Annotated in this window: 24 protein-coding genes and 1 other annotated feature; of the genes, 13 read left to right on the top strand and 11 right to left on the bottom strand. The window is 37.9% G+C overall.

The features are described 5' to 3' along the window. The first annotated feature begins 1 nt into the window (after position 1). A complete protein-coding gene (locus tag ABC255_RS18895; protein WP_412995901.1) occupies positions 2-3,154 on the top strand; it encodes an MMPL family transporter in 3,153 nt (1,050 codons plus the stop codon). A 206-nt stretch (positions 3,155-3,360) separates the two neighbouring features. On the opposite strand, the gene ABC255_RS18890 is transcribed toward ABC255_RS18895, so the two are convergent. The 3 genes from ABC255_RS18890 to ABC255_RS18880 all read right to left on the bottom strand — a co-directional run bounded on the left by ABC255_RS18890 (position 3,361) and on the right by ABC255_RS18880 (position 6,192). After that, the gene (locus ABC255_RS18890; protein WP_412995899.1) at positions 3,361-3,930 is read right to left on the bottom strand and encodes a hypothetical protein; all 570 of its coding nucleotides are present in this window, start codon (positions 3,928-3,930) and stop codon (positions 3,361-3,363) included. A gap of 424 nt (positions 3,931-4,354) precedes the next feature. Then, positions 4,355-5,230 carry a cupredoxin domain-containing protein gene (locus tag ABC255_RS18885; RefSeq protein WP_412995897.1) on the bottom strand — a complete coding sequence of 292 codons (876 nt, stop codon included), beginning with the start codon at positions 5,228-5,230 and terminating at the stop codon, positions 4,355-4,357. Positions 5,231-6,039: 809 nt separating this feature from the next. Further along, positions 6,040-6,192 carry a hypothetical protein gene (locus tag ABC255_RS18880; RefSeq protein ID WP_412995895.1) on the bottom strand — a complete coding sequence of 51 codons (153 nt, stop codon included), beginning with the start codon at positions 6,190-6,192 and terminating at the stop codon, positions 6,040-6,042. A gap of 139 nt (positions 6,193-6,331) precedes the next feature. Continuing rightward, positions 6,332-6,549, top strand: a binding site (T-box leader). A 298-nt stretch (positions 6,550-6,847) separates the two neighbouring features. Between ABC255_RS18880 and proS the strand changes: the two genes are divergently transcribed. The 6 genes from proS to ABC255_RS18850 all read left to right on the top strand — a co-directional run bounded on the left by proS (position 6,848) and on the right by ABC255_RS18850 (position 13,451). Beyond that, positions 6,848-8,278, top strand: coding sequence for a proline--tRNA ligase (gene proS / locus ABC255_RS18875; protein ID WP_412995893.1), 1,431 nt, complete (start codon positions 6,848-6,850; stop codon positions 8,276-8,278). Positions 8,279-8,455: 177 nt separating this feature from the next. After that, positions 8,456-9,016, top strand: a complete 561-nt coding sequence (locus ABC255_RS18870) for a GNAT family N-acetyltransferase (RefSeq protein WP_412995891.1) — start codon at positions 8,456-8,458, stop codon at positions 9,014-9,016. 428 nt (positions 9,017-9,444) lie between these two features. Then, on the top strand, positions 9,445-10,686 hold the full coding sequence (gene hmpA / locus ABC255_RS18865) for an NO-inducible flavohemoprotein (RefSeq protein WP_412995889.1): 1,242 nt from the start codon (positions 9,445-9,447) through the stop codon (positions 10,684-10,686). 90 nt (positions 10,687-10,776) lie between these two features. Then, on the top strand, positions 10,777-11,553 hold the full coding sequence (locus ABC255_RS18860) for an SGNH/GDSL hydrolase family protein (RefSeq protein WP_412995887.1): 777 nt from the start codon (positions 10,777-10,779) through the stop codon (positions 11,551-11,553). Positions 11,554-11,566: 13 nt separating this feature from the next. Continuing rightward, complete coding sequence (locus ABC255_RS18855; RefSeq protein ID WP_412995885.1) at positions 11,567-12,478, top strand: ABC transporter ATP-binding protein; 912 nt, start codon at positions 11,567-11,569, stop codon at positions 12,476-12,478. After that, a complete protein-coding gene (locus tag ABC255_RS18850) occupies positions 12,471-13,451 on the top strand; it encodes an ABC transporter permease (RefSeq protein WP_412995883.1) in 981 nt (326 codons plus the stop codon). The genes ABC255_RS18855 and ABC255_RS18850 overlap by 8 nt, the downstream gene beginning before the upstream one ends. Before the next feature lie 42 nt (positions 13,452-13,493). Here ABC255_RS18850 and ABC255_RS18845 read toward each other — a convergent pair whose 3' ends face one another. Continuing rightward, entirely contained in the window at positions 13,494-14,885 is a 1,392-nt protein-coding gene (locus tag ABC255_RS18845; protein ID WP_412995881.1) for a YheC/YheD family protein, read from the bottom strand. Between the two features lie 231 nt (positions 14,886-15,116). Next, the gene (locus tag ABC255_RS18840) at positions 15,117-16,340 is read right to left on the bottom strand and encodes an NAD(P)/FAD-dependent oxidoreductase (RefSeq protein WP_412995879.1); all 1,224 of its coding nucleotides are present in this window, start codon (positions 16,338-16,340) and stop codon (positions 15,117-15,119) included. A gap of 295 nt (positions 16,341-16,635) precedes the next feature. On the opposite strand from ABC255_RS18840, the gene ABC255_RS18835 reads away from it, so the two are divergent. Continuing rightward, positions 16,636-17,232 (top strand): hypothetical protein, encoded by a 597-nt coding sequence (locus ABC255_RS18835; RefSeq protein ID WP_412995878.1) that lies wholly within the window; start codon positions 16,636-16,638, stop codon positions 17,230-17,232. A gap of 29 nt (positions 17,233-17,261) precedes the next feature. On the opposite strand, the gene ABC255_RS18830 is transcribed toward ABC255_RS18835, so the two are convergent. After that, entirely contained in the window at positions 17,262-17,687 is a 426-nt protein-coding gene (locus ABC255_RS18830; protein WP_412995876.1) for a hypothetical protein, read from the bottom strand. Between the two features lie 190 nt (positions 17,688-17,877). Between ABC255_RS18830 and ABC255_RS18825 the strand changes: the two genes are divergently transcribed. Continuing rightward, the gene (locus ABC255_RS18825) at positions 17,878-18,003 is read left to right on the top strand and encodes a hypothetical protein (protein ID WP_335530196.1); all 126 of its coding nucleotides are present in this window, start codon (positions 17,878-17,880) and stop codon (positions 18,001-18,003) included. Positions 18,004-18,032: 29 nt separating this feature from the next. Here the strand turns inward: ABC255_RS18825 and tatA are convergent, their stop codons facing one another. Further along, the gene (gene tatA / locus ABC255_RS18820) at positions 18,033-18,248 is read right to left on the bottom strand and encodes a twin-arginine translocase TatA/TatE family subunit (RefSeq protein WP_412995874.1); all 216 of its coding nucleotides are present in this window, start codon (positions 18,246-18,248) and stop codon (positions 18,033-18,035) included. A gap of 16 nt (positions 18,249-18,264) precedes the next feature. After that, on the bottom strand, positions 18,265-19,287 hold the full coding sequence (locus ABC255_RS18815) for a M42 family metallopeptidase (protein ID WP_412998588.1): 1,023 nt from the start codon (positions 19,285-19,287) through the stop codon (positions 18,265-18,267). 242 nt (positions 19,288-19,529) lie between these two features. On the opposite strand from ABC255_RS18815, the gene ABC255_RS18810 reads away from it, so the two are divergent. Next, on the top strand, positions 19,530-19,841 hold the full coding sequence (locus ABC255_RS18810) for a hypothetical protein (protein ID WP_335530190.1): 312 nt from the start codon (positions 19,530-19,532) through the stop codon (positions 19,839-19,841). A gap of 31 nt (positions 19,842-19,872) precedes the next feature. Here the strand turns inward: ABC255_RS18810 and corA are convergent, their stop codons facing one another. Beyond that, positions 19,873-20,823 (bottom strand): magnesium/cobalt transporter CorA, encoded by a 951-nt coding sequence (gene corA, locus ABC255_RS18805; RefSeq protein WP_412995872.1) that lies wholly within the window; start codon positions 20,821-20,823, stop codon positions 19,873-19,875. A gap of 157 nt (positions 20,824-20,980) precedes the next feature. After that, positions 20,981-22,123: a TIGR04053 family radical SAM/SPASM domain-containing protein gene (locus tag ABC255_RS18800; RefSeq protein WP_412998587.1), complete on the bottom strand. Its 1,143-nt coding sequence runs from the start codon at positions 22,121-22,123 to the stop codon at positions 20,981-20,983. A 406-nt stretch (positions 22,124-22,529) separates the two neighbouring features. On the opposite strand from ABC255_RS18800, the gene ABC255_RS18795 reads away from it, so the two are divergent. Continuing rightward, complete coding sequence (locus ABC255_RS18795) at positions 22,530-23,312, top strand: C40 family peptidase (RefSeq protein WP_412995870.1); 783 nt, start codon at positions 22,530-22,532, stop codon at positions 23,310-23,312. A gap of 135 nt (positions 23,313-23,447) precedes the next feature. Then, the gene (locus ABC255_RS18790) at positions 23,448-24,077 is read left to right on the top strand and encodes a TVP38/TMEM64 family protein (protein ID WP_412995868.1); all 630 of its coding nucleotides are present in this window, start codon (positions 23,448-23,450) and stop codon (positions 24,075-24,077) included. Here the strand turns inward: ABC255_RS18790 and ABC255_RS18785 are convergent. Then, positions 24,074-24,421, bottom strand: a complete 348-nt coding sequence (locus ABC255_RS18785; protein ID WP_335530170.1) for a hypothetical protein — start codon at positions 24,419-24,421, stop codon at positions 24,074-24,076. The two genes, ABC255_RS18790 and ABC255_RS18785, sit on opposite strands and share 4 nt — an antisense overlap. Before the next feature lie 114 nt (positions 24,422-24,535). Between ABC255_RS18785 and ABC255_RS18780 the strand changes: the two genes are divergently transcribed. Next, on the top strand, positions 24,536-24,979 hold the full coding sequence (locus tag ABC255_RS18780) for a GNAT family N-acetyltransferase (protein ID WP_412995865.1): 444 nt from the start codon (positions 24,536-24,538) through the stop codon (positions 24,977-24,979). The last annotated feature ends 11 nt before the right edge of the window (positions 24,980-24,990 follow it).

Here is a 24,990-nt window from a genome sequence, read left to right as displayed (position 1 = left end):
CGTGAGAGCGATTATTAAAGGAAAATGGTTTGTCCTTCTGGCATGGATCGCAGTCATTGCTGTTCTCTTTATGTCTTCACCAAATATGGAACAACTTGTCCGTGAGAAAGGGCAAATTAGCGTTCCCGAAGGCTATTCTTCTACAATAGCGGAGGGAATTTTAAGCGATGTCCAGTCTAGTGAAAATAGCGGGAATGAATTACAAACAGCTTTGGTCTTCCATAGTGATAAAAAGTTAACGGAAAAAGATTTTTCAAAGGCAGAAAAAGCTATTCAACAGCTCGAAAAAAACAAGAGTGAATTGGGGATAACTTCAATTCTTACCCATTTCAATCAAGAAGAATTGAAGGAACAGCTTGTATCAGCGGATGGGAAAACAATCCTTGTTTCATTGAACGTAACAGCAAATGACCGTGAAGCAAAGGAAATTACAAATGCGTTATATAATGCCCTGAATAATGTGGAATTAGCCCATTATTATACAGGCAACTGGCTAATTTCAGAGGATCTTGTAACAAACTCACAAGAAGGTCTCAAGAAGACTGAAGGAATTACCGTTGTTTTCATTTTAATTGTGCTATTGCTTGTGTTTAAATCGGCAATTGCTCCAATTATTCCGTTAGTAACGGTCGGATTCAGCTATTTAGCGGCACAATCGATTGTTGCTATTTTAGTAGATAAAGTGAATTTCCCATTATCAACTTTTACCCAAATATTCTTGGTTGCCGTATTGTTTGGTATTGGGACCGATTATTGTATCTTGCTGCTTAGTCGTTTTAAAGAGGAAATGTCTAAGAATGACAGTGTTGTAGAGGCAATTGTTATAACCTATCGTAATGCCGGAAAAACCGTCTTCTTCAGCGGTTTAGCCGTTATGATTGGATTTGCATCGATTGGTTTTTCAACCTTTGTACTTTATCAGTCCGCTGCTGCCGTAGCGATTGGTGTAGCATTATTGCTAGTAGGTCTGTTCACCATTGTTCCGTTTTTTATGGCTGTCTTAGGGAAGAAATTATTCTGGCCATCTAAGGGTAAACTTGAACATGGTGAAAGTAAATTTTGGGGATTTGTTGGCAGCTTTGCTTTAGCACGTCCTTTAATTGCGTTATTCATTGTAGCTGCCATTTCTGTTCCAGCATTATTCACCTACGATGGGGAATTGTCTTTTAACTCTCTAGAAGAAATTGGTGATGAGTTCAATTCTATTAAAGGATTTAATATTATTGCCGATGGATTCGGTCCTGGTGAATCCATGCCTACACAAATTGTTATTAAAAATGATGACGAATTGAATTCTTCTGAATATATTGCTCTAACGGAAAAAATCAGCCAAGAGCTAAATAAAATCAGCGATGTTGACGCAGTCCGTTCGGTAACCCGTCCGACTGGTGAAACCATTGATGATTTATATATTTCTGAGCAAGTAAAAAGTCTTGAGGACGGTCTTGGTCAGGGGAATGACGGAATTGAACAGATTAGCAGCGGTCTTGCCGATGCCGGCAGCCAGCTCGCTGCCAATCAGCCCAAAATGAATGAGGCTGTCGATGGAATCAGTCGATTGATTTCCGGAACAACCCAGCTGCAGACAGGAATGGGAACCATTCAAGAAAACCTTGCAAAAATTGAAGATGGATTAAAGCAAGGTGCAGCCGGAACAACTCAGGTAAAAGAAGGTCTAGCGGTTATCAAGACTAAATCTGCCGAAGTTTTGGCGGGTAGTAAACAGCTGCTTGAGGGGTACAAACAAGCCGCCGAGGGATTAACTACACTCGAAGGAAACTATGAAAAAGTTGCTAAGGGTTTAAGTGATTTAAATGCATCCTTATCAGCAGCAAATCAATACCTTGCTAATTTAGAAAGTGATTATAGTGATATTGGGCAAAATCAAAACTATCAAGCTATTAAAATGACCATCCAAGGGTCTCAGGTGGCAACAGCAGAATTAGCAGGAAGCATGAATCAATTGAACGCAGGACTAAAGGGTGCTCAGGAAGGAATTAGCTTTGCTAATGGTAAATTCTCAGAAGCCATTGCAGGTCAGGAAGCACTTGTGAAAGGAATGGAAGATCTCTTAAAAGGTTTAGCAGAGATTGAATCAGGACTTTACACGATGGGAAATGGCCAAGGACAAATCGTTGATAGTCTGCCTCAGTTTTCCATTGGTCTAAATGGGTTAAATAGTGGTCAACAGCAGATCTTAACTGGCTTTAAGGACATGAGCGGTCAAATTACTGTGCTGACAGATGGTTTAACGCAAAGCGCTGATGGCTTAAATCAAGTGTCTGATGGCTTGGAGTCTGCGCAGGAGTATCTAGCGGGAGTATCTGAACAAGAGCAAAATGGTTTCTTTATTCCACAAGAGGTACTCGATGGCAAAGACTTTGAGCAGGTATTAGATACCTATATGTCAAAAGATCGTAAAGTAATGACGATTGATGTAGTCTTTAACAAGAACCCTTACTCCAATGAAGCTCTTAATACAGTTCCTGAAATTAAGGAAACAGTGGAGCGAATCGTAAAGGATACGAAGCTTGAAAATGCAGAAATTGCAGTAGGCGGTGTATCAAGTATGCACCATGACCTAGATAATATTTCAGAGGCTGACTATTCTCGAACAGTAGTGCTTATGCTAATTGGGATTACCATCATTCTAATCATTCTGTTCCGTTCCATCATAATGCCTTTATACTTGATTGGCTCATTAATCTTAACGTATTTTACTTCAATGGCACTTGCAGAGGTTTTATTTGTAAATATTTTAGGCTATTCAGGTATTAGCTGGGCCGTTCCGTTTTTTGCATTTGTTATTTTAATCGCACTCGGAATTGACTACAGTATTTTCTTAATGGACCGATTTAATGAGTTTAAACATCTGCCAGTAGAACAAGCAATTCTCATCTCAATGAAGAAAATGGGAACGGTTATTATCTCTGCCGCTGTCATTTTGGGCGGTACTTTCGCTGCGATGATGCCGGCGGGTGTATTATCATTACTTCAAATTGCAGCCATTTTATTAATCGGACTCTCTTTATATGCACTGGTTATCCTTCCATTGTTTGTCCCAGTAATGGTTAAAACATTTGGCGAAGCGAACTGGTGGCCATTTAAAAAGAGTAATGATACGTTAATAGATAATCATTCTACTCATATATAAAAAAGAAGCGCGCTGCGAAACAGGTTAATTAATACTTCTAAATGTACTTGTGGCTCATATTGCGCAACAAAAATTAATCAGTAATTTCCATTTGGAATAATACATTAAATATATAATTGTGGACATAGTAAAACCAATAATAATTTTTTATACATTGAATAAAAAACGTAGCTGATAGCATAGGGTATCAGCTACGTTTAAAAAATTTATTGCTGGTATGATTGATTATTCATTTGCCCTGCTTGCCCTTGAACTTGCCCTTGCCCTTGTTGCTGTTGTAATTGTTGTTGTGTTTGATTAATTTGTTGAGTGATTTGGTTTAACATATTAATGGATTGAATTGATTGTTCTACACCAGTTAACGTTTGAGCAGCTTGGTGAACGGATTGTTGCAATTGTTGAAAAGTTTTATGCTGTTGTTGTTGAGCTTGTGAACTAAACTGTTGCAGTTGGTTTAATAGGTCATTTGATTCATTCTGATTCTGACTTTGCCCACCAGATGACATTGTAGATTGCTGGTTGTCTGAATTAAGTTGATTTAGGGTGTTTTGAATTGACTGAATTTGGCTTTTTAACGGTGCAAGCTCAACAGCAATTTCTTCCTCAGCCTTTGCAGCTGCCACTCTTTCAATTTTAGCATTTTCTGCAGTTTTAACTCTTTCTTTAATAACCTTCGTTTTTTCTTCCAAAGCGAATTCCTCCTTAAATTGATTGTTTGAAAATGGTTTGGGTGTTGTTTCTATTGCAGGAATAGGGTTATTTCTCTTTCTGCCCATAAAGAAAACCCCTATTGCAATAGTTAACAAAAGAACTATGAAGAATAACATTCCGATTATGGTAATGCACCTCCAAGTGTATCTACTTGTAATCTCACCAGGTAGACAAATATATTATCTTCTAGGTCTTTAGTATTATTGATGGTAAAAAAATCCAACTGATGTTACTTATTTTGTCCTTTGGGAAAGATATTGAAGGTGGTAAACAAACTAAACTGATTTAGTAAACTAGATTAATTAATAAAGGCAGTTATTTTGCTTTCAACGAAAGAAAGCAGTGGTTGATATAAACCCCATGATTGGGGAGTTTTTCCAAACGCATATATACAAAAAAAGGATAGTTAGTCTATATTGCTGGACTAACTATCCCTATCCCATTAATAAATATTATCTAGATTTAATCCCCTCAGAGTGCTTTCCTAATTTACTCAACAATAACAGTTCCTTTAAACATATTCATCCCACAAGTAAAGGTATATTCTCCTTCTTTGTCAGGGGTAAAGGTTAAGTTGGTAGAACCAGCCTTTAGATTTACATTATTTAAATTGAAATCCGGCATCATAAAGGTTGAAAAACAGCTATTGTCACCTGGATTTGTAATGTTTAATTTCACTGGTACACCTTTTTTAACTTTAATCACATTTGGTGAATAACCAGTCGGTGTTACCATCATGTCTATTGTAGGGTTGGTTTCATTTGTTAAATCGAGTTCTGTTTTTGCAGTAGGAGAATTTGTCTCCTGTGCTTGTGCTTTGTCCTCACCAGGAATCTTAACAAGATCACTGCTGTATAAAAATAAAAATAATGCTATCAGAACAAGTCCTGCTGAAAAAATATTAAACGGTGAAATCCCTTGCGTATCAAGTGAAAATTTACCATTTGTATCAACGATGATAAATAAAATAACAAGACCAATAATAATAACATATAAACCTAGTAATATCCCAAGCATAATGGTTGGGTTATCGAACTGAAGAATTGCACCTAGAAGGGCACCAATAATTCCACTTACGATACCGGAAACCGATCCGCTTAATATCGCCAAAATCCCAATAGGCTGACCGGCTATAAAACCTAGGACGAAACCGATTAAGGTACCTAAGCCAACAGGGAAAAATAACTCTCCCGAAAGTATTCCGCTGATGTAACCGGATAAAAGGCCTCCCATCATTGTCAGGACGGTGACGACCATCGTACCTGAAAGTTTGGCTATTTTATGTTTCTTCCGATGTAAAAGGAAAATTGAATAGCCAGTCAATAAAGCCATCAAAACTATTGTGAAAATCGATAATATATACATGTAACAATCTCCTCTAACTATTAATAAACAATATATGTACATTATAAATGCATTAATAAAAATAAAGATTGTCATTTCGGTGTAGTTTATGAACGTTTAATGAAAAAAACTCTTGGGGAAATAAAAAAAGACGTTAGCAACATCCCAGGCTGTTAGAAAGTCTCGACAGACATTATTTTCAATGCAGAGGTGCGGGAGTGCCCGAAGCCTGACATGAAAAGTAATTTGGGTCAATGCAGAGGTGCTGGAGTGCCCGAAGCCTGACATGAAAAGTAATTTGGGTCAATGCAGAAGTGCTGGAGTGCCCGAAGCCTCGTATGCAAAGTAATTTGGGTCAATGCAGAGGTGCTGGAGTGCCCGAAGCCTGACATGAAAAGAAATTTGGGTCAATGCAGAGGTGCTGGAGTGCCCGAAGCCTCGTATGCAAAGTAATTTGGGTCAATGCAGAGGTGCTGGAGTGCCCGAAGCCTGGTATGCAAATAATTTGGGTCAATGCAGAGGTGCTGGAGTGCCCGAAGCCTGACATGAAAAGAAATTTGGGTCAATGCAGAGGTGCTGGAGTGCCCGAAGCCTGACATGAAAAGAAATTTGGGTCAATGGAGGGTGCTGGAGTGCCCGAAGCCTGACATGAAAAGAAATTTGGGTCAATGCAGAGGTGCTGGAGTGCCCGAAGCCTGACATGAAATGAGATTTGGGTCAATGGAGGGTGCTGGAGTGCCCGAAGCCTGGTATGCAAATAATTTGGGTCAATGCAGAGGTGCTGGAAATATAAAAATGCCGAGAAATATCTTCCTCGACAATCTGAGACGTTAGAAACGTCCTTTGGAATTATTGTTTTTTTCATTATCTATGGTGTTTTTAAAGATTCTTTTTAACGCTTCATTTTGCATCCTCATTAGGTCAAGTAAGTATCGTTTTTCTTCTTGTTCCTGATCAATCTCATTCATATCTTCACTTTTCAAGGAAATCACCTCATTCTTCCTAATTGTAACCGATATCCAAGCTAGAAATAAAGCCAAGTAAGAATGTAATCAGAATATTTTTCCATAATAATATTTGACATTTGTCTATTAGAAATATATAATTTTTTCAAAAATACTATTTGAAACTGTGATGAGGATTAGTAAAATGTAAGGTGTCTTACAAAGAGAGGAAACCATTGGTGAAAGGTTTCTTAAGACAGACATTTGAACCTGCCTCGGAGTTCTGTATCGGATCCATTTTGAAGATACATGCGGATAAAATCCGTTATCATGTCGAGAGTATAAAGCATTTGCTTTATGAATTTAGGGTGGTATCGCCAGGTCTTGGTCCCTTTTTGGGGCCAAGGCCTTTTTATATTCAAAAGGCTGTGTTATCGAATACTGTTGTTTTTTGAACCTGTTGATTGGAGTGGAAGGCGCTCGACTCCTCGAAAATGCTATCGCATTTTCTTCGTGCGTGGGCAAATTCGAGGAAGAAAATTCAAAGTCCTGCGGGATGCACGAGCTGAGTGAGACCCCGCAGGTCGGAACGACCGAGGAGGCTCACGGGCGAGCCCGCGGAAAGCGTAGCGCCTGGAACGCAAATCAACAGCCTTATTTAACACAGCCATCAAAAAAATAATGAGGTGTCAAAATGGCTAAGGAATTTGTAAAAGATGTTACCAGTATGGACGAGGATTTCGCCCAGTGGTATACCGATGTTGTAACAAAAGCAGACTTAATTGACTATTCAAGCGTACGCGGATCAATGATTATTCGCCCTTACGGATATGCCCTTTGGGATAATATTAAAAACGAACTGGACCGCCGTATTAAAGAAACAGGACATGAAAATGTCTATATGCCATTATTTATCCCTGAAAGCTTGCTTCAAAAAGAAAAGGATCATGTCGAGGGCTTTGCACCTGAAGTTGCGTGGGTTACCCATGGCGGTTCTGAAGAGCTTACTGAGCGTTTAGTCGTGCGCCCAACTTCAGAGGTTCTTTTCTGCGAGCATTATAGCAATATCATTCATTCATACAGGGATTTACCAAAGCTTTATAATCAATGGGCAAACGTAGTCCGCTGGGAAAAAACAACTCGTCCTTTCTTACGGACATTAGAGTTTTTATGGCAGGAAGGTCACACCGCACATGCAACCGATGAAGAGGCAATGGAAGAAACAATCAAAATGCTGAATGTATATGCAGCGATTTGTGAAGAGATTCTTGCTATTCCAGTAGTAAAAGGTCAGAAGACAGAAAAAGAAAAATTTGCTGGTGCCAAAGCTACTTTTACCATTGAAAGCTTAATGCATGATGGTAAAGCACTGCAGTCAGGGACGTCTCATCATTTTGGTACAGGTTTTGCGGAAGCATTCAATATCCAATATACCGATAAAGAAGGAAAGCTTCAGTATGTACACCAAACATCATGGGGCTTTACAACAAGAATCATCGGTGCGTTAATTATGGTTCATGGTGATGACCGTGGTTTAGTTATTCCTCCAAAAGCGGCGCCAACTCAGGTTATGATTGTGCCAATCGCTCAGCACAAAGAAGGAGTACTTGATTTTGCTTATGATTTGAAAAAATCTCTAGGTCAAGTTGCCCGCGTGGATATTGATGCAAGTGATAAAAAGCCAGGCTGGAAATTCAATGAGTACGAAATGAAGGGGATTCCAGTTCGTCTAGAAGTTGGACCAAAAGATATTGAAAACAAGCAAGTTGTGTTGGTAAGAAGGGATACATTAGAAAAAGTATTTGTTCCTTTAGATCAATTAGAAACAAAGCTTGTGGAATTACTTGATGATATACAAGCTAACTTATATAACAAAGCATTGAATCACCGTGAAGAGAGAACCTCTGTGGCAACAACTCTTCCTGAATTAAAAGAAGAGCTTGAAGCAAAACCAGGCTTCATTAAAGCTATGTGGTGCGGCGAGCTTGCATGTGAGGAAAAAATCAAAGAGGAAACAACAGCTACTTCTAGATGTATTCCTTTTGAACAAGAACAGGTTTCTACTACATGTGTATGTTGTGGAAAAGAAGCTGATAAAATGGTTTATTGGGCAAAAGCATATTAATATTTTTGTGGAGACTCTTCCTTTTGGAAGGGTCTTTTAATATAGACCTTCACTAAGCCCAAAAGAAAAGGGAAATAAAAAAATGGTCCTCATGGAGGGTTTATGAAGCTCAAAGTCGAACAAGAAAAGAGAAAATGGACTTCATGAAGATTCAAAGTTTTAAAAGGGGGAGACAAAATGAATCCTAGTTTAATAGAATTTCCAGAGGAGTTTACCTCAGAAAGGTTGTTAATCCGTAAGCCCTTCCCAGGTGATGGGAAATATGTTTATAAAGCAATACAAGCGTCATTGAATGAACTAAAACCGTGGATGCCATGGGCACATACGAATCAAACAGAGCAAGATGTAGAAGCGAACATAAGAGATAGTATTGCAAAGTTTATAACACGTGAGGATTTAAGATTACATCTATTCGATAAGGAAACCGGTGAATTTATTGGTTCATCCGGGCTGCATAGAATTAATTGGGATGTACCGAAGTTTGAAATAGGCTATTGGATAGATACTCGGTTTTCTGGCAGGGGATATATAACCGAATCGACTGAGGCAATTACGAAATTTGCCTTTACAGAACTTCATGCTAAACGTGTTGAGATTCGTTGTGATTCACGAAATACCAAAAGTCGTGCAATTCCAGAAAAATTAGGTTTTACCCTTGAGGGAATCTTGAAAAATGATGGTATCTCAGTGGAAAGCAAGGAACTGAGAGATACATGCGTTTTTGCAAAAACAAAATAATACTATTAAATATGAGAGGCCGCACTTATGGGTTAAGGAATCAGGTTAAGCATTCAAGGCGATAAATAAGCGGAGAAATTCCGCTTATTTATTAATTTGTATTAAATTAAGCTCAAATAGACGGAGGGATTCCGCCTATTTAAGTTGAAAATTCGAAAATAAAGGATTTTGCTATGAATAAGCGGAAAACCTCCGCTTATTTACCCCGAAATCAGCTACATTATGCATTTAGGCGGAAAACCTCCGCTTATTATTGTATTTTTGCTGGTTACTCAATTAAGAATCTAAGATTCTATTGTAGGTACTCTTTTTAGTGGTTCTAATTAATCAAATTTAATGATGTGTGATTTGCATCACTTACTTTAAGTGTTATTTCTCATATAATCACTATATAAACAGTAATAACCACTACATAAGGAGTGATAATCTTGTTAAATCGCAATACAATTGAAATCATCAAATCAACAGTTCCAGTTTTGGAAAAACACGGAGAAGCCATTACAACACGTTTTTATCAAATGATGTTTGGTAATCATCCTGAACTATTAAATATCTTTAACCATGCAAACCAAAAGCAAGGTAGACAACAAAAAGCCCTAGCAGGGACTGTCTATGCGGCGGCTCAATATATTGATAATCTTGAAGCAATTCTTCCAGTTGTTAAACAAATTGCTCATAAACATAGAAGTCTTGGCATTAAACCAGAACATTATCCGATTGTTGGGAAACACTTATTATTAGCAATTAAAGATGTTTTAGGTGACGCTGCAACAGATGAAATTATAAACGCCTGGGCAGAGGCTTATGGTGTAATTGCGGATGCATTTATAAGTGTTGAGGCAGAGATGTATGAAGAAGCTGAAAAACAAAAAGGCGGCTGGGATGGTTTCCGTAGTTTTGTGGTTGACCGCAAAGTAAAAGAAAGTGATGTGATTACATCCTTTTACCTAAAACCTACAGACAACAATGAAATTGCCCAATTCCTTCCAGGTCAGTATATCAGTATTAAACTTGAAATCGATGGTGAGGAATTTACACATATTCGTCAATACAGTCTATCCGATGCACCGGGTAAAGATTATTACCGTATTAGCGTAAAACGTGAAGCAGGCACAGCAAATCCAGACGGAATGGTTTCAAATTATCTTCATGATACTGTAACAGAAGGACAAATCTTAAAGGTTAGTGCTCCTGCAGGGGATTTTGTTCTTGATACTGAAAAAAATACTCCTGTTGTGTTACTAAGCGGTGGTGTTGGACTTACACCAATGTTGAGTATGTTAAAAACAGTGGTCGATGTCCAGCCGCAAAGAAACGTAACCTTCATTCACGCAGCAGCTAATGGCAATGTTCATGCATTAAGAGGGGAAGTTGACTCACTATCAGCTCTAGACAATGTAAACTCATTTTTCTTTTATGATTCACCAACAGAAGAAGACCGTAAGAACAATAGCTTTGATGTAGAAGGATATGTAACAGAGGATTGGCTCGTTAAGAACATTCCTACTTTAGAAGCGGACTTCTATTTCTGTGGTCCTGTGCCATTTATGAAATCAATCAATACTTCTTTAAAGAATTTAGGAGTTGCACAAGAGAGAATTCACTTTGAATTCTTTGGACCAAAAGGCAGTTTAGAAGAAAGTGTGACCAAAGAACCGGTTTCCGTTTAGGAAATCGGTTTTTTTCTGTCTTGAAAGTTTGATTCATTCAGTAATTGTGATTAAATAAAAGGTAGAAATAGCCAGAAAGGATGAAGCTTTTTGAATAAGAACGTCATACGCTCTGTAACAATTATATCGGTATTTTTTTGTATCCTCTGGCTGGCCGGGCTAGGCTGGGCTGTAGCCGAATATTATGCAGGCAAACCTGATAAAATCCAAGAGAAAACCAAAGTAGAAAAAAAAGCAGAGAAAAAAGATGGCTTACATATTGTGGCAATAGGTGATTCCCTAACAAGAGGTACAGGTGACGAAACAGGAAAAGGTTACGTAGGTTACCTTCTGGATGAAATAAAGGAAAAATCAAACCAGGATGTTCGGCTGACGAATCTTGGCATAAGTGGTCAAGAATCCGACCAACTTAAGCAGCAAATTCAGCAAACCGAAGTGAAGCGGCAGCTGCAAAGTGCAGATATGATTTTAGTAACAATGGGCGGCAATGATTTGTTCAGAGGCGGACAAGGTTTGCTAGAATTTGAAACAGCTGATATTGAGGATATTGAGAAAAAATTTCTTGAGAATATGAATTTTATTTTTCAACAGATTCGTGCAAGCAATAGTGAAGCAAATGTCTTCTTCATCGGTTTATATAATCCCTTTAGTGAATTAGAGCAGGGGAAAGAAATGTCAGCAGTTGTTCGTCACTGGAACTATCAAAGTGCTGAATTAAGCGCAGCATTTCCAAAAATCATTTTTGTACCAACATTTGATCTCTTCGAGTTGAAGGTTAATGATTATCTGTATACTGACAAGTTCCATCCGAATACAAAAGGGTACCGTTTAATTGCTGAACGAGTGGCTTCATTGCTAACCTGGTAAGGAGACCGGCCATATGGAGAATATTACATTATCTGTACATAATTTAAAAAAAGTAATTGGCAAAAAAGAAATCATCAAAGGAATTAGTTTTGAGTTAAAGGAGGGTGAGGTATTCGGTTTCTTAGGTCCTAATGGTGCTGGGAAAACGACAACCATCCGAATGCTTGTTGGATTAATCAAACCAACATCCGGAAGCATTCATATTGGCGGCTATAATATCGTCGATCACTTTGAGGAAGCGATGAAACACCTTGGCTGTATCGTTGAAAACCCTGAATTATATCCGTATTTGTCTGGTTATGACAACCTTCTCCATTTTGCACGAATGCTGGATGGAATAGGGGAAGAGCGGATCAGTGAGGTAACTAAACTTGTAGGTTTAAGAGATCGCATTCATGATAAAGTTAAAACCTATTCCTTAGGGATGAGGCAGAGACTTGGGATTGCTCAGGCACTTTTAGGAAGACCAAAGGTATTAATACTTGATGAACCAACCAATGGATTAGACCCTGCTGGCATAAGAGAAATGCGGGAATTTATCCGTTTTCTTGCCGAAGAAGAAGGACTAAGCGTTCTTGTTTCCAGTCATCTATTAAGTGAAATTCAATTATTATGTGATCGAGTGGCGATTATTTCCAGAGGAACCGTGATTACGACCGATACAGTCGATAACTTGTTATCCAATCGCGAACGAGTAGTTTGGTGTTTCCATCCGCTTGAAAAAGGTAAAGAAGTGTTACGTTCCGTCACAACCATTGAAGAAAGGGAAGACGGTACGATTTCGACGGAATACAATGAAATGAAGACTGCTGAGTGGAATAAAATGCTGGTAGAAGCACAAGTCTCTGTGACTCAGATGTATCGCAAAATGCCAGTATTAGAAGATTTGTTCCTCGAACTAACCGGGGGTGACTCGATTGAATAAGCTCATTCAGAATGAAATGATGAAACTAATTGCAAAAAAGAGATTAGTGGTTATAGCGATAATCATTGGTATATTGGTTGGGTTATTCACCTATGCACAATATAAAGAGAATGAACGGCAAAAAGAAAAGTTAGGAACAGACGATTGGCGGACCATCATACAACAAACAATCATTGATCAGCAAAACCGTATCAGCAGCCCTCGGATTTCTGATGAATGGAAACAACAGCTCCAAATTGCCTTACAGCAAAATCAATATTATCTTGATCACGATATAAACCCATCAGAGCCAGGTGCTCCTACGTTTATGAGGATCTTTTTAGAGAACTCCATTGAATTGTTTATTCCTTTAATGGTGATGGTAATTGCCAGTGATATCGTGTCTTCTGAGCACAGTCAAGGCTCTATTAAGCTGCTGTTGACAAGACCAGTTAAGAGGTGGAAGGTCCTTATAAGTAAGTACATAACCCTTACTCTTGCCATCTCATTAATAATTGCCATTGCGGGCATCTTGTCCTATAGTATTTCAGGGTTGGTGTTTGGATATAAAGGTTGGGGAGCACCAGTATTGACTGGGTTTAGTGTAAGTGATGCGGGTCTAAATACTGCCAGCGTGAAGTTAATCGATCAATGGCAGTTTTTATTAATGGATTTTGGACTTGTTTGGCTGGTGGCCATCGTAGTGGGAACACTTTCCTTCATGTTATCCGTACTCATCCGCAGTACAGCTGCCGGTATGGGTGTAATGTTAGCCGCTCTCATTGCTGGTGCGATCCTAAGTAACATGGTTTCTTCGTGGGAGTCAGCTAAGTACTTCTTTATGGTGAATTTGAAGTTAACAAACTACATGAATGGAAATCCACCGCCAATCGAAGGTATGACATTGTCCTTTTCAATGATGGTTCTTCTCGCATGGTGGGCTGCTGGATTATTTGTTTCCTTTTATGTATTTACAAAAAAGGATGTCTATTAATAAGAGTAAAAGAGTTATTCTTGGAAAATGAATAACTCTTTTTTATTGGTCATCTGATTTTTTTCTTGCCTCTCTTAGGTATTCTTTAATTCTATTTAACATTGTTTTATCAGATAAGTAACGGAAAATTGATACGTCAGGAACGAGGTTTGCTTCTATGAACCATGGTTTCCCGTTCTGGTCAATTCCAATGTCCATACCCCATAAGCATGCATCAGGGTACACTTTCTCCAGTTGTCCCGCAATAAGTATCCCGAGTTGGTCGATTTCCCATAGCAGTGAATCGATATTTTTGATGTTGATCTTGGAGGCGTTTAAAGCATCCTCCACGGTCGATAATGACTTTGCAACATTGGTAACAATAAATCCAGTTGCGGCCGTTCTGGTGATTTTACCCGTAACAACCCATACAGAGTTAACATTTTTACGTTGGACCATGACTCTGACATCAAATGGGCAGTCGTTAATTGTTGCAAGATGTATTTTTTCTTGGATGTGATAAGCTTTTTTTGAAGTATACCGCTCTTGAATTTTTTCTAACAACTCTTTGAAATCATTAATAGGAATCTTGCTTCGCTCTGAATGGATTTGAAAGGATTGATCTTCTAGCTGAGTAATGACGGCTATCCCGATCCCCCATTGGCTTATATTGGGCTTAATGATACAGCTATTATATTTTTCAAGATAATAAAGCAGGACCTTTTCATGGAAAGGGTAGGTTTCAGGCAGATAAGGGAAGAGATCCTTCTCACCTCTTAACACTTGATACCAATCCCATTTACCCTCTGAAAATCTATACCTTATTTCGTTTAGCCAAGGTTTTCCTAACAAATCAAGGAAGAAATCCATCATCACAAACTTGCATGCAGGATATTTCTCCTCTAGTTTTTCGGCAATTAAGAGGGCGAGTTTATCTAGTTGATTGCAAGCTTCATGAAATATGCTGTTAAAAGAAGATACTGGGCGAACGGAAGATAGGGGAAAGACTCCCTTCACTTCATCGGTAATCAAGTATCCATCAGGGGTGATGCGTGTTATTTTTTCAGTAATGGACCATTTAGAAGAAATCTTTACTGCATACACTCTAATATCAAAGTGATTTTCATCGACCGTTAAACGGGGAAATGCCTGTTGAATAATAAACCTTTTACCATCAAGCAGGTTATTTTCAATAAACTGGTACACTTCGGTTTTTCCTTGAATGACTTCACGTAAGCTTCCTGATTCGATTTGAAAGTGTTGATCATCTAAAGAAGTAACTAAAATAGAGATTTTATAGTCATGACGGGGACGTAAGTACACTTGATAGTATTTATTTATATATTCATAAAAGCTGCTCTCATTTAGTAGTGCTGTTTCGGGTAAATGTGGAGCAATCCTTTCATCGGTTATTAAGTGGGAATAGTTGCTGAATTTTTCATTTATGATTCTCATATTGGATCATTCCCCTTAAATTTGGCTTTCTTATTATACTATTCAGGTCATTCTTAATATGGAGGGCAGAAGTCCTATTAAGAAAAATATTATTGTACAAAAAAACCACCTTCACTTTAAAAGGTGGTTTTGCTGCCTGATATTGGGGGATATAGGCAACGGTATATATAAGGGATATTCTAATCAATGGGAAGAAAGGGAGGGAATCCTTACTCCATTGGTTAAACTAAATTACTGATTGGCAGTCACTTTAACTGGTTCTTTACTAACTCCAAAGTGTTGTTTAATGATGAGGGAAGGACCTCCAAGGTTAAGTAAATAGCGTGCTTCAATTACTTGCTTCATAAAGGCACCAAATAATCCAGAAAGTCTAAAATTACCAACCTTCCCTACAGCAGCGAAGTTTCCGATAGATGCTACAGAACCTTTGTGATGATATTCAAAAGCTTTTAAGCTTTCTCCTCGAAGAGCAGCGACAATATTTTTTGCACAAACATCAGCTTCCTGAAGGGCAACCTGTGCTGTTGGAGGCAGTGCATTTTTTTCATCCTTCATAAATAAGGAACAGTCACCAATACTAAAGATGTTTTTCATGTCCTTAACGCGGAGATAGGAATCAACAGGGAGTTTGCCCTTTACAATAGGTAAACCACAGTTTTGAACAATTGGATTTCCTTTCACACCACATGACCAAATTAAAGTACGTGTTGGAATCTCGATATCATTTTCAAGAACCACTTTCTCAGGAGTACATTCTAATATTTTCGTAGACATATACATGCTGATATTAAACTTCCCTAATACTTCAGTTGTATATTGTACAGATTCCTTAGGGAAAAACGGAATGACAGACGGTGCAGCCTCGACAGCAACAATTTTTACTTCTTCAAATGGGACATCATACTTTTTACAAAGCTTTGGAAGTCCTTCAGCTAGTTCACCAAGCATTTCAACTCCTGTAAATCCGCCCCCGGCCACAACGAAAGTTAGGCGTGATGGGTCCTTGTCCTCTTTATATTGAGTTAATTGCCTTACGATTTGATTATATATGGCTTTCGTGCTTCTAAAGCTTCGGATAGCAAAGGCATGTTCCTTTATTCCAGGAATTCCAAAGGTTTCAATATCGAAACCTAGAGCAATTAAGAGGTAGTCATATTCTACAGATTCGCCGTCCTCAAGGTTTACAGTTTGCTTTTTAACATCAACACCCGTTACACTGCCTTTAATAAAATTTGTTTTTTGTGCATTAATCAACTCTGGAATTTCCATAGCAATTTGACGATCCGATGCCGTACCCGCTCCAGTTTTATGTAGCTGTGTCGTAATATAGTGGTATTCATGTTTGTTTATTAAAGTTACGTCTGCTTCTCCAGATTTTAGAAGCTTCTCAAGCTTCTTGCTCGTGATGATTCCTCCGTATCCGGCTCCTAAGATTACGATTTTTGGCTTATTCATATTAATCCCTCTCCCAACAATAAGTAAAATTATCTACGATTTATATTGTGAACTATTTCACAGAAGAACTTAAAAAAATATCGAGCTTTTCTGCTCGTTCTATCTTGTGAAATGTTTCACATATCTTCTATATTCATAGAATACGATAACCTAAAGGAATAAACAAGTAGGTTATTTGCTTAAATTTTGTCAAATTGGTAAATTTTTTTTTGACGTAATGGGAATGATAAATTCGTGCAAATTTAATTACTGGTTAAATTTTGAACGAATATAGCAAAGAAAGTAGGAGATTGAAATGAAATTTAGATTGTTGATCATGATGCTAGGATTATTACTTGTCATGCCAGGTTTTACATCTGCGAATGTTCAGACACCTAATGATAACGAAAAACAAGCTGAAAAAAGACCGGTTCCAGGCTCTCAGGATACAGAAGCGGACATGGAGTCAGAAGAGTGTGATTGTGAAAAACAAGATCATAGTCACAAAGACTGGCAGGCAAAAATGCTAGAGCGTGAGCAAAAACTGTTAGCATGGGTGGATCAATATACTCCCGATAAAAAAGCAGAATGGACAAAGGTTTTAGCGGAGAGGAAAGAACTAAGAACGAAGTGGCTAAGTCCCGAAAATGCACAGAAACGCGAAATGTGGAAGCAAGAGAAAATGGCGAAAATTCAGGAGTTAAAGAAACAATTAGATGAAGGAAAAATCACAAAAGAAGAATTTGTTCAAAAAGCACATGGCGGTAAGGCTATGGGGCATTGGAAAACTTTCCATGAACTAAAGGCTGCAGTTGAGGCGAAAAATGATAAGCAGGCTGCAGATCTATTAAATCAATTGCTTGAACAATCCAAACAACATAACGAGAAGATTAAAGCAATGTTAGCAGAATAATCTCGAAAATAATGCAAGACACCAAACCTCTAACGATTTGGTGTCTTTTCAATTTCCTCTACATTGACAAGGATATAATCCTTGTAATACACAATTAACTCACTTGTGGAGTGTGCAGCTTTTTGTATTACACTATGATTTCGGCAAAAAAGGGGAATTTCTATTGAACCATCATGAAAAATCATAAAAGTAAATTCATCTGATAATGGTGACTCTTCATTCTGAATCATGACAAATTTGCCTTTAAATGTGGAGAGGTTTACGATATTTTCGTTTTCTGCTTTTCTTGCTTGAATTAGGAATTTGGTATTTACATGGTGAAATAAACTTTTTAAAAAGATGAGTAGTGCAATAAAACCGGAGAGTAATATTGCCACCATATAGGTTTCAGGAATGGAGGGTATCGAAAGGGAAATTCCGAAAAATAAGAGGGCAGCAAATAAATGATAATACATTTAAAAACACCTTCTTTTTTATAAGGTTGGAAGGGTAGAACAATCTGAGTTTTTATAATTATCTATATATTTAGAATACAACATATATCTTGTGTCGTAAATTAAATAATCGCAAATAATAAGACTTGCTGTTAAAAAGATTAATCTAAGGGAACATTTAGGTAGTAAAGTAATGAAGGAGGGATTGCCGATGGCAAGAAATCGATTGCTTATGACAACTGCTGCATTGGGTGCAGCCTATTTACTTAGAAATGATAAGGCGAGGAAGAAATTAGTCAATCAACTTCAAGCATTTGCGGATAAATCACGGCGATAAAAGAAGCAAGCTGCTCATGCAGCTTGCACTTATTTTTTTAGGTCAATTCTTTCCTTTTGTGCCTCTTTGAGGTCATCCTGAAACTCTTCTTTGATGTCATTTGTGATTCCTTCTGTTGCACGCTTGAATTCACGAATGGACTTACCAACAGCACGACCAATCTCAGGCAGTTTATTCGGACCGAAGACAATTAAGGCAATAACTAGGATTAAGATTAACCCGGGTACACCAATGTTTGAAAGCATAAAAAGATCTCCTTTTTTAAATAACTAAATTAGATTGAACATAGTGGTATAAAAGTTTTGCTGTATTTTCAATCGATGATTCATGTGTGCGTTCAAATGCATGTGAGGAATCGATCCCTGGTCCAATCAATCCGTGTACGATATCATGCCCAGAACGAATAGCGGCTGAGGCGTCAGACCCATAGAAGGGATAGATATCGAGTTTATATTCGATATTGTTTTCTTCCGCAAGCCGTACTAGATTTTTGCGAAGTCCGTAATGGTACGGTCCGCTGGCATCCTTCACACAGATAGAAACCGTATATTCATCGGTTGATTGGCCATCACCCATAGCACCCATATCAACCGCTAAGTACTCAACCGTTTCAGGTGTTATATTAGAGTTTCCGCCATAGCCAATTTCCTCATTGTTCGAGATTAAGAAATGTGTTGTGTATGGTAATTGAATATTTTCTTGTTTTACATGCTTGATTAATTGTAAAAGAATCGCCACGCTTGCTTTATCATCTAAATGACGGGATTTAATAAATCCGCTAGATGTAACTTCAACTCGTGGATCAAAAGAAACAAAATCACCAACCTCAATTCCAAGGGCTCTAACATCAGTGGCATTATGTACTTTTTCATCAATTCTGACTTCCATATTGTCTTGGTTACGCTCTGCTTTTCCAGCGTCCTTATAAACGTGAACAGAGGTCTGGTGCATTAGGATAGTACCTGTTATTTTTTTACCGCTGCTCGTTTCGATTTGGCAATATTCACCTTCAATAGAGTTATATTTAAATCCTCCGATTAAGTCAATTTTTAATCTTCCGTTTGACTTTATTTCCTTAACCATAGCACCGAGTGTATCCACATGTGCAGTAAGCATGCGGTGCTGACTTGAATCCTTTCCATCTAATGTTGCGATTAGACCGCCTTTACGGTTTCGTCTAGTTTCTACTTTTAATTCTGCGAGGTATTTTTCTACGTAGGAAATCACTTCAGTGGTGTTTCCTGATGGACTCGGGATTGATACTAAATCCACAAGTAATTTCATCGTTTCCTCTGTGTTTTTGTTTGTCAAAGCTAAATCCCCTTTCTGTTTAACACTCTTTCCTATTATAGCATTTTATTTAAAAATCAATCTAAAAAACAATACCTGTCAACTTTTTCGGTAGTTCTGCATAGTTTTGAAAGTGATGGATTATTCATAGAAGGTACGGTGAGAAACCGATAGTACTGGCAATAAAAGGTACAATTCTGAAGTATCAAATAACAAAAGGTTTGTGGGGGAGAAAAATGACCAGGCTTGAACTATATCATAAAAAGACAAGGCAATTTTCTTGGAAGGGACCATTTTTTTTCATTCTAACTTTTCTCATATTAGCAATGGGCTTCTTCGTGTTTCGCTACTATTATCAAAGTTCGATTAAAATTGAATCGCCTGAAGAAAATCTAGGTTCCAAAGTGGTTGTCCATCTACCAGACGGAAAAGAGGTTTTTACCTATGAGAATTATATTTTTGAAAAGGATGGAAGGACTTACTATAAGGGAGAGCGGAACACAATTGATTTAACAGGTGGAACGGTTACGTATGAAAATTGGGAGTAACAAAAAAGACTAGAAGGCTAGTCTTTTTTGTTTATTTAAACCAGCCTTTTTTCTTAAACCACAGCGACATCCCCAAAACGACAAGTAACATTAGGAAGAGGGTAACAAAGTAACCATACTTCCATGTTAATTCGGGCATATAGTGAAAATTCATCCCATATATGCCTGCAATGAAGGTAAGTGGCATGAAAAGAGTTGTAATAACAGTAAGAACCTTCATCACATGGTTCGTTTGGTGTGAGTTTAATGTTATGTAACTGTCACGGATATCAGTTGCTAATTCACGATTTGCTTCCACCATTTCGGTTAACTTTAATAAGTGATCATGGATATCAGAAAAGTATTCAATCTTTACCTGCATGAAAGATAATCGCTGTGAATTAATAATTCGATAAACAAGATCTCTCATCGGGGTAATAGTATGCCGCAGTGAAAGAAGGTCATGTCTTGTATCAAATAAGTCCTCTAGTAAAAGCTCCATTTGTCTCCCCTTGGAATTCTCATCGATTTCATTTAATTTATCCTCAATTTTGTATACAAGCGGAAAGTAATTATCAACCATTTTATCTAGCACGTGATATAAAACTTGTGATGGATGCCACTTCGTACTATTTGTTGTAAGACTTACCCGGTTCCATACCTCTTGTATCTCTTGGGAAGGCTGTTGGTGAAAGGTAACAATAAATTTTTCAGCAAGAAAAAAATTAATTTCTTCTTTTTGTAACGTTTCCTGATTCAAAGCTTGAGTAACAAAAAAGGTATAGTCTTCATAGTAATCGAGCTTTGGGCGTTGTAATGTATGAATACAATCCTCAATGGCCAGGGGATGGAAGTGAAGTGGATTTCTTAATAGCTCAATTTCGTTTTCATCTGGCTGATAAAAATCGATCCAAGTCCATAGATATTTTTCTCCTAATGCTTCCGCAACATCGATGTCCTTTATTATTTCATAATTATCATTTACAGCTAACGTCTTAATCATATAACACCTTTTCTTCCGTAATTCTTTAACATATTGTAACGATACTTATCCATCATACCGATAACATAGTATTTTTTCAAAAATACCGACGTTCAAATTAAAGATACAGGATTAGTAGAATAATAAAAGGCATTCCAATCGGAATGCCTGCAATTTATTAGACTGTCTGTGCAGCTTTCTTACGCATGGACTGCGGGATATAAACGCAGAATGGTTCACTTTCCATATAGTCGCCAGTTACTGCATACGTTCTTGAACGGGAACCGCCGCAGATTTTGTTGAATTCGCAGACGCCGCATTTACCTTTATAGTTATCTGGCTGTCTAAGGTCTTTAAATACCTTTGCTTCACGATATATTTCTGCAAGTGGAGTGTCTCGGATATTACCGCCCACGATTGGGAGCAAGCCGCTTGGCATAACGTCCCCAATATGGTTTACGAATGCAAAGCCATTTCCATCATTTACACCCTTTGGTGCGCGTTTTAAGCCATCGTGCATCGAAGCGAAATCCGTTGTGATTGAATCTTCGTAGCGAATTTCACCTTTTTCAATGACATGGTCACGTGCCTTCTCCTGTAAAACTACTCGTCGATAATGCTGAGCAGCCGTTGTTTTAATATCATATGGAGCAGTTTTGCTTAGCTGGTACAACCAGCGGAAAACTTTTTCGTGCTCTGCAGGTGTGATACACGCATCCATTTGACCGCGACCTGTTGGAACTAGTAAGAAAATGTACCACATAACCGCACCAAGTTCTTCAACAAGCTTAGACATTTGTTCAAGATGGTCATAATTGTAACGGGAGATAACCGTATTGATTTGCAATGGCATTCCCAGTTCATTTAAATACTTAATTTTTTCAATCGTCAGATCGAAAGAACCTGGCACTCCGCGGAATTTGTCGTGAATCTCTGCCGTCGGTGCGTCAAGACTTAAGCCCCAGCGTGAAAGACCAACTTCCTTTGCACGTTGCATTTTATCCTTCGTAACATTCGGTGTTGCACTAGGAGTCATACTAACACGCATACCTTTTTTAACTGCATAGTCAGCAAGTTCAAAAAGGTCTTCTCGCATCATACAATCTCCGCCTGAGAATACAAGCATCGGATTATCCATTTCATAGATTTGATCGATTAAGTTAATTCCCTCTTCATGCGTTAGTTCACGTGGATCTGGAGTCAGTTGTGCATCTGCTCGGCAATGAACACATTTTAGCTGGCACGCGCGTGTTACTTCCCAAATGACAATAAACGGATTAACGTCATAATCGATTTTTTTCATTCCATGCGGATGTCCCATTGCATGTGGATGTCCTTTACTTATTCCTTGCATACATATCACCAAGATTCATAATATTTTTTAAACCAATTAAAAACCATTAAAAATGTTTCTATAGGTTTATTATAAATTTGTCTTTTCGTTGTGCATGAAACGATTGTTACAATATTTCATAAGGTTTGTTACAAAATTTCTACATTTCTATTACAAAAAAATACCAAACTACGAATGTTTATTGTATTTTTACTAGTGAAATTAAGCGGAAATCCTTGGTATATAAGGGATGGAAGCGATTTAGGTGTGTGTTACGTGAGTGCTTTCATTCCCATCGCAGGGATATACTTCCTAATTACCCATATGTTGAGGATATTAACAAATAGGTACTCTCCTTTATGATAGTTTTATCAACGAATAGAGGAGAGCAACCATGAAAAAACATTTACTGACAGTTGCGGCAGCTGCCGGCATTTTGTTTACAAGTTTTGGTGGATCTGTAAGTGCACATGAGAATGTCTATACAGTTAAATCAGGGGACACGCTTTGGAGAATCTCGCAAAATAACAATGTCTCAGTTACAAATTTAAAAGCTTGGAATAATCTTTCTAGTGATAGCATCTATGTAAATCAAAAACTATCATTATTGGCACCTCACTCGCATGAAACTCAATCCTTTTCCACTTACACCGTTCAAAAAGGCGATACTTTATGGGGGATTTCCACGCGGAATAATCTAACAGTGGTACAGCTGAAATCTCTTAATAACATGACCACGGATACCATTTATGTCGGACAAGTACTTAAAGTTTCAGGGACAGCTGCAGCTCCAACTCCAGCGCCAATTTCTACTGTTTCAAAAGCGCAAATGGTGATTACAGAAGCGAAGAAGTATATTGGCAGTCCTTACCTATGGGGCGGAAATACTCCAGCAGGTTTTGATTGCAGCGGCTTCTCAAAATACGTTTTTGAAAAAGTAGGAATCTCACTTCCAAGAACAGCAGCAACACAGTTTTCTGGTCTTAAGGCAGTTGGCAGCCCAAGCCCTGGTGACCTTGTTTTCTTTACCACATATGCACCTGGTCCGTCTCATCTGGGAATTTATATTGGAGATAACAAATTCATTCATGCTGGGACATCAACAGGTGTAACCATTACCGATATGAATAATCCGTATTGGAAACCAAGATACCTTGGCGCTAGAACAGCATTTTAATAGAACAAATAAAGACCTTTATCAAAACGATAAAGGTCTTTATTTGTTCGAAAAAGTTCTGAAAATTTATAGTTTATGTACGGGGCATTAACCTTTATACTTAATATGAAGAGTAAATTAGATTTGGAGTATTCAATGTTTAAAAGAATCCTGAGCATTTCAATATTATTGATGGTCATTGCCGTTGGTTTTTTACAAAAAGATGAATTACTTACATTAATTATGGAACGTGGAATCCTTTCCATTTTCATCAGCATGCTGTTTGTTGCCATATGTGTCTTTTTTCCAGTAATTCCTTTTCCTGTTCTAGCGGGTGTCATCGGCGGTGGTTTTGGAACCACTCAAGGAGTAATCATTTCCTTGACGGGAGCCATGGCTGGAACAATGTGTTTCTTCTTACTAAGCAGGTACGGTTTCAGGGATTATGCTCAATCTAAGTTATTGAACTATCCGAAGCTCCAGCAGTACGAAGAGTTTCTTAATCGAAATTCGTTTTTTGCAATCTTAACCTGCCGTTTGATTCCCATCATCCCTGCGCCCGGTGTCAACATCATCTGCGGTTTAAGCAAGGTGAATTGGTTAACTTTTTTTACTTCCTCCACGCTGGGGAAAATCCCAAACATCCTGATTTTGTCCTATGCAGGTGCTTCTTTTAGCAGCAATAAGTTATTTTCTTTTGGTTTATATGGCGGTTATATTCTGGTTATTTTTATCATTTACTTTTTTGTCATATATCGTAAAATGGCAAAGGAATCTGTCGACTAAACAATGTATTTTACTGGAAGTTCTTTTTCTTCGATTGTAATGACTTCTTTAAAAAAGCTTTTTAAAATAAACCATCGTGCTGGATAGGTATTAATAAAATCTTCCATTACAAAAGGAGAGTACTGAATTAAACAATCAAGGAAGTTTCTATGCTTTTTTAGATCATGTAATAGTGCATGCGGTATGGTGTAGTAGTCATAAATTTGGTAAGGATTTAGCTTTACGACTTCAATATTATGTTGTTGAATGTAAGGTAATATGGATTGTTCTTGGAGTTTAAAGCTTTCTTCCTTCGAAAGCCCATTTAAACTTATCCTATCATTGATAAAATAGATTCCCTTCATACCATGACACCTCTTTCTACTAGTGTTTGGTATTGTTATTGACAGGGACGGAAGGAAGTATACTTCAGCACAATAAGATAGTAGTTTATTCCTAATTTTGGAAGGTGATGGAACATGTCTAGTTGGGAAAAGAATGGTTTTACTATTAGTACAGATAAGCAATATCTTGATACTGATTTGATTCACCATTTTTTAAGTGTTGATTCTTACTGGGCCAAAGGGATTACGATCGAAAAAGTAAAGAAATCGATTGAGAAATCCTCGATTTGTTTTGGAATGTACGAGGGAGATCCTGCAAAAGGGGAAGCAAAGCAAATAGGTTTTGTCCGGGCGGTAACTGATTTTGTTAGATTCGCATGGATTATGGATGTATTTGTCCTTCCTGAATACAGGGGAGTAGGCTTATCGAAATGGATGATGGAAACGCTGGTGGAGCAATCCGAACTAAAAGACGTTCGGAAAATGATGTTATGTACCTACGACGCTCATGGTCTTTATGAACAATACGGTTTTCAAACACTCGATGACCCTGAAATCTTTATGCAAAGAAAAATATAGTATATCAAATA

The organism is Neobacillus canaveralius (assembly GCF_047237705.1).
Lineage (GTDB): Bacteria > Bacillota > Bacilli > Bacillales > Cytobacillaceae > Neobacillus > Neobacillus niacini_K.
The sequence above is the reverse complement of the archived record's forward strand: the minus strand, read 5'-3'. Positions and strand labels throughout refer to the sequence as shown.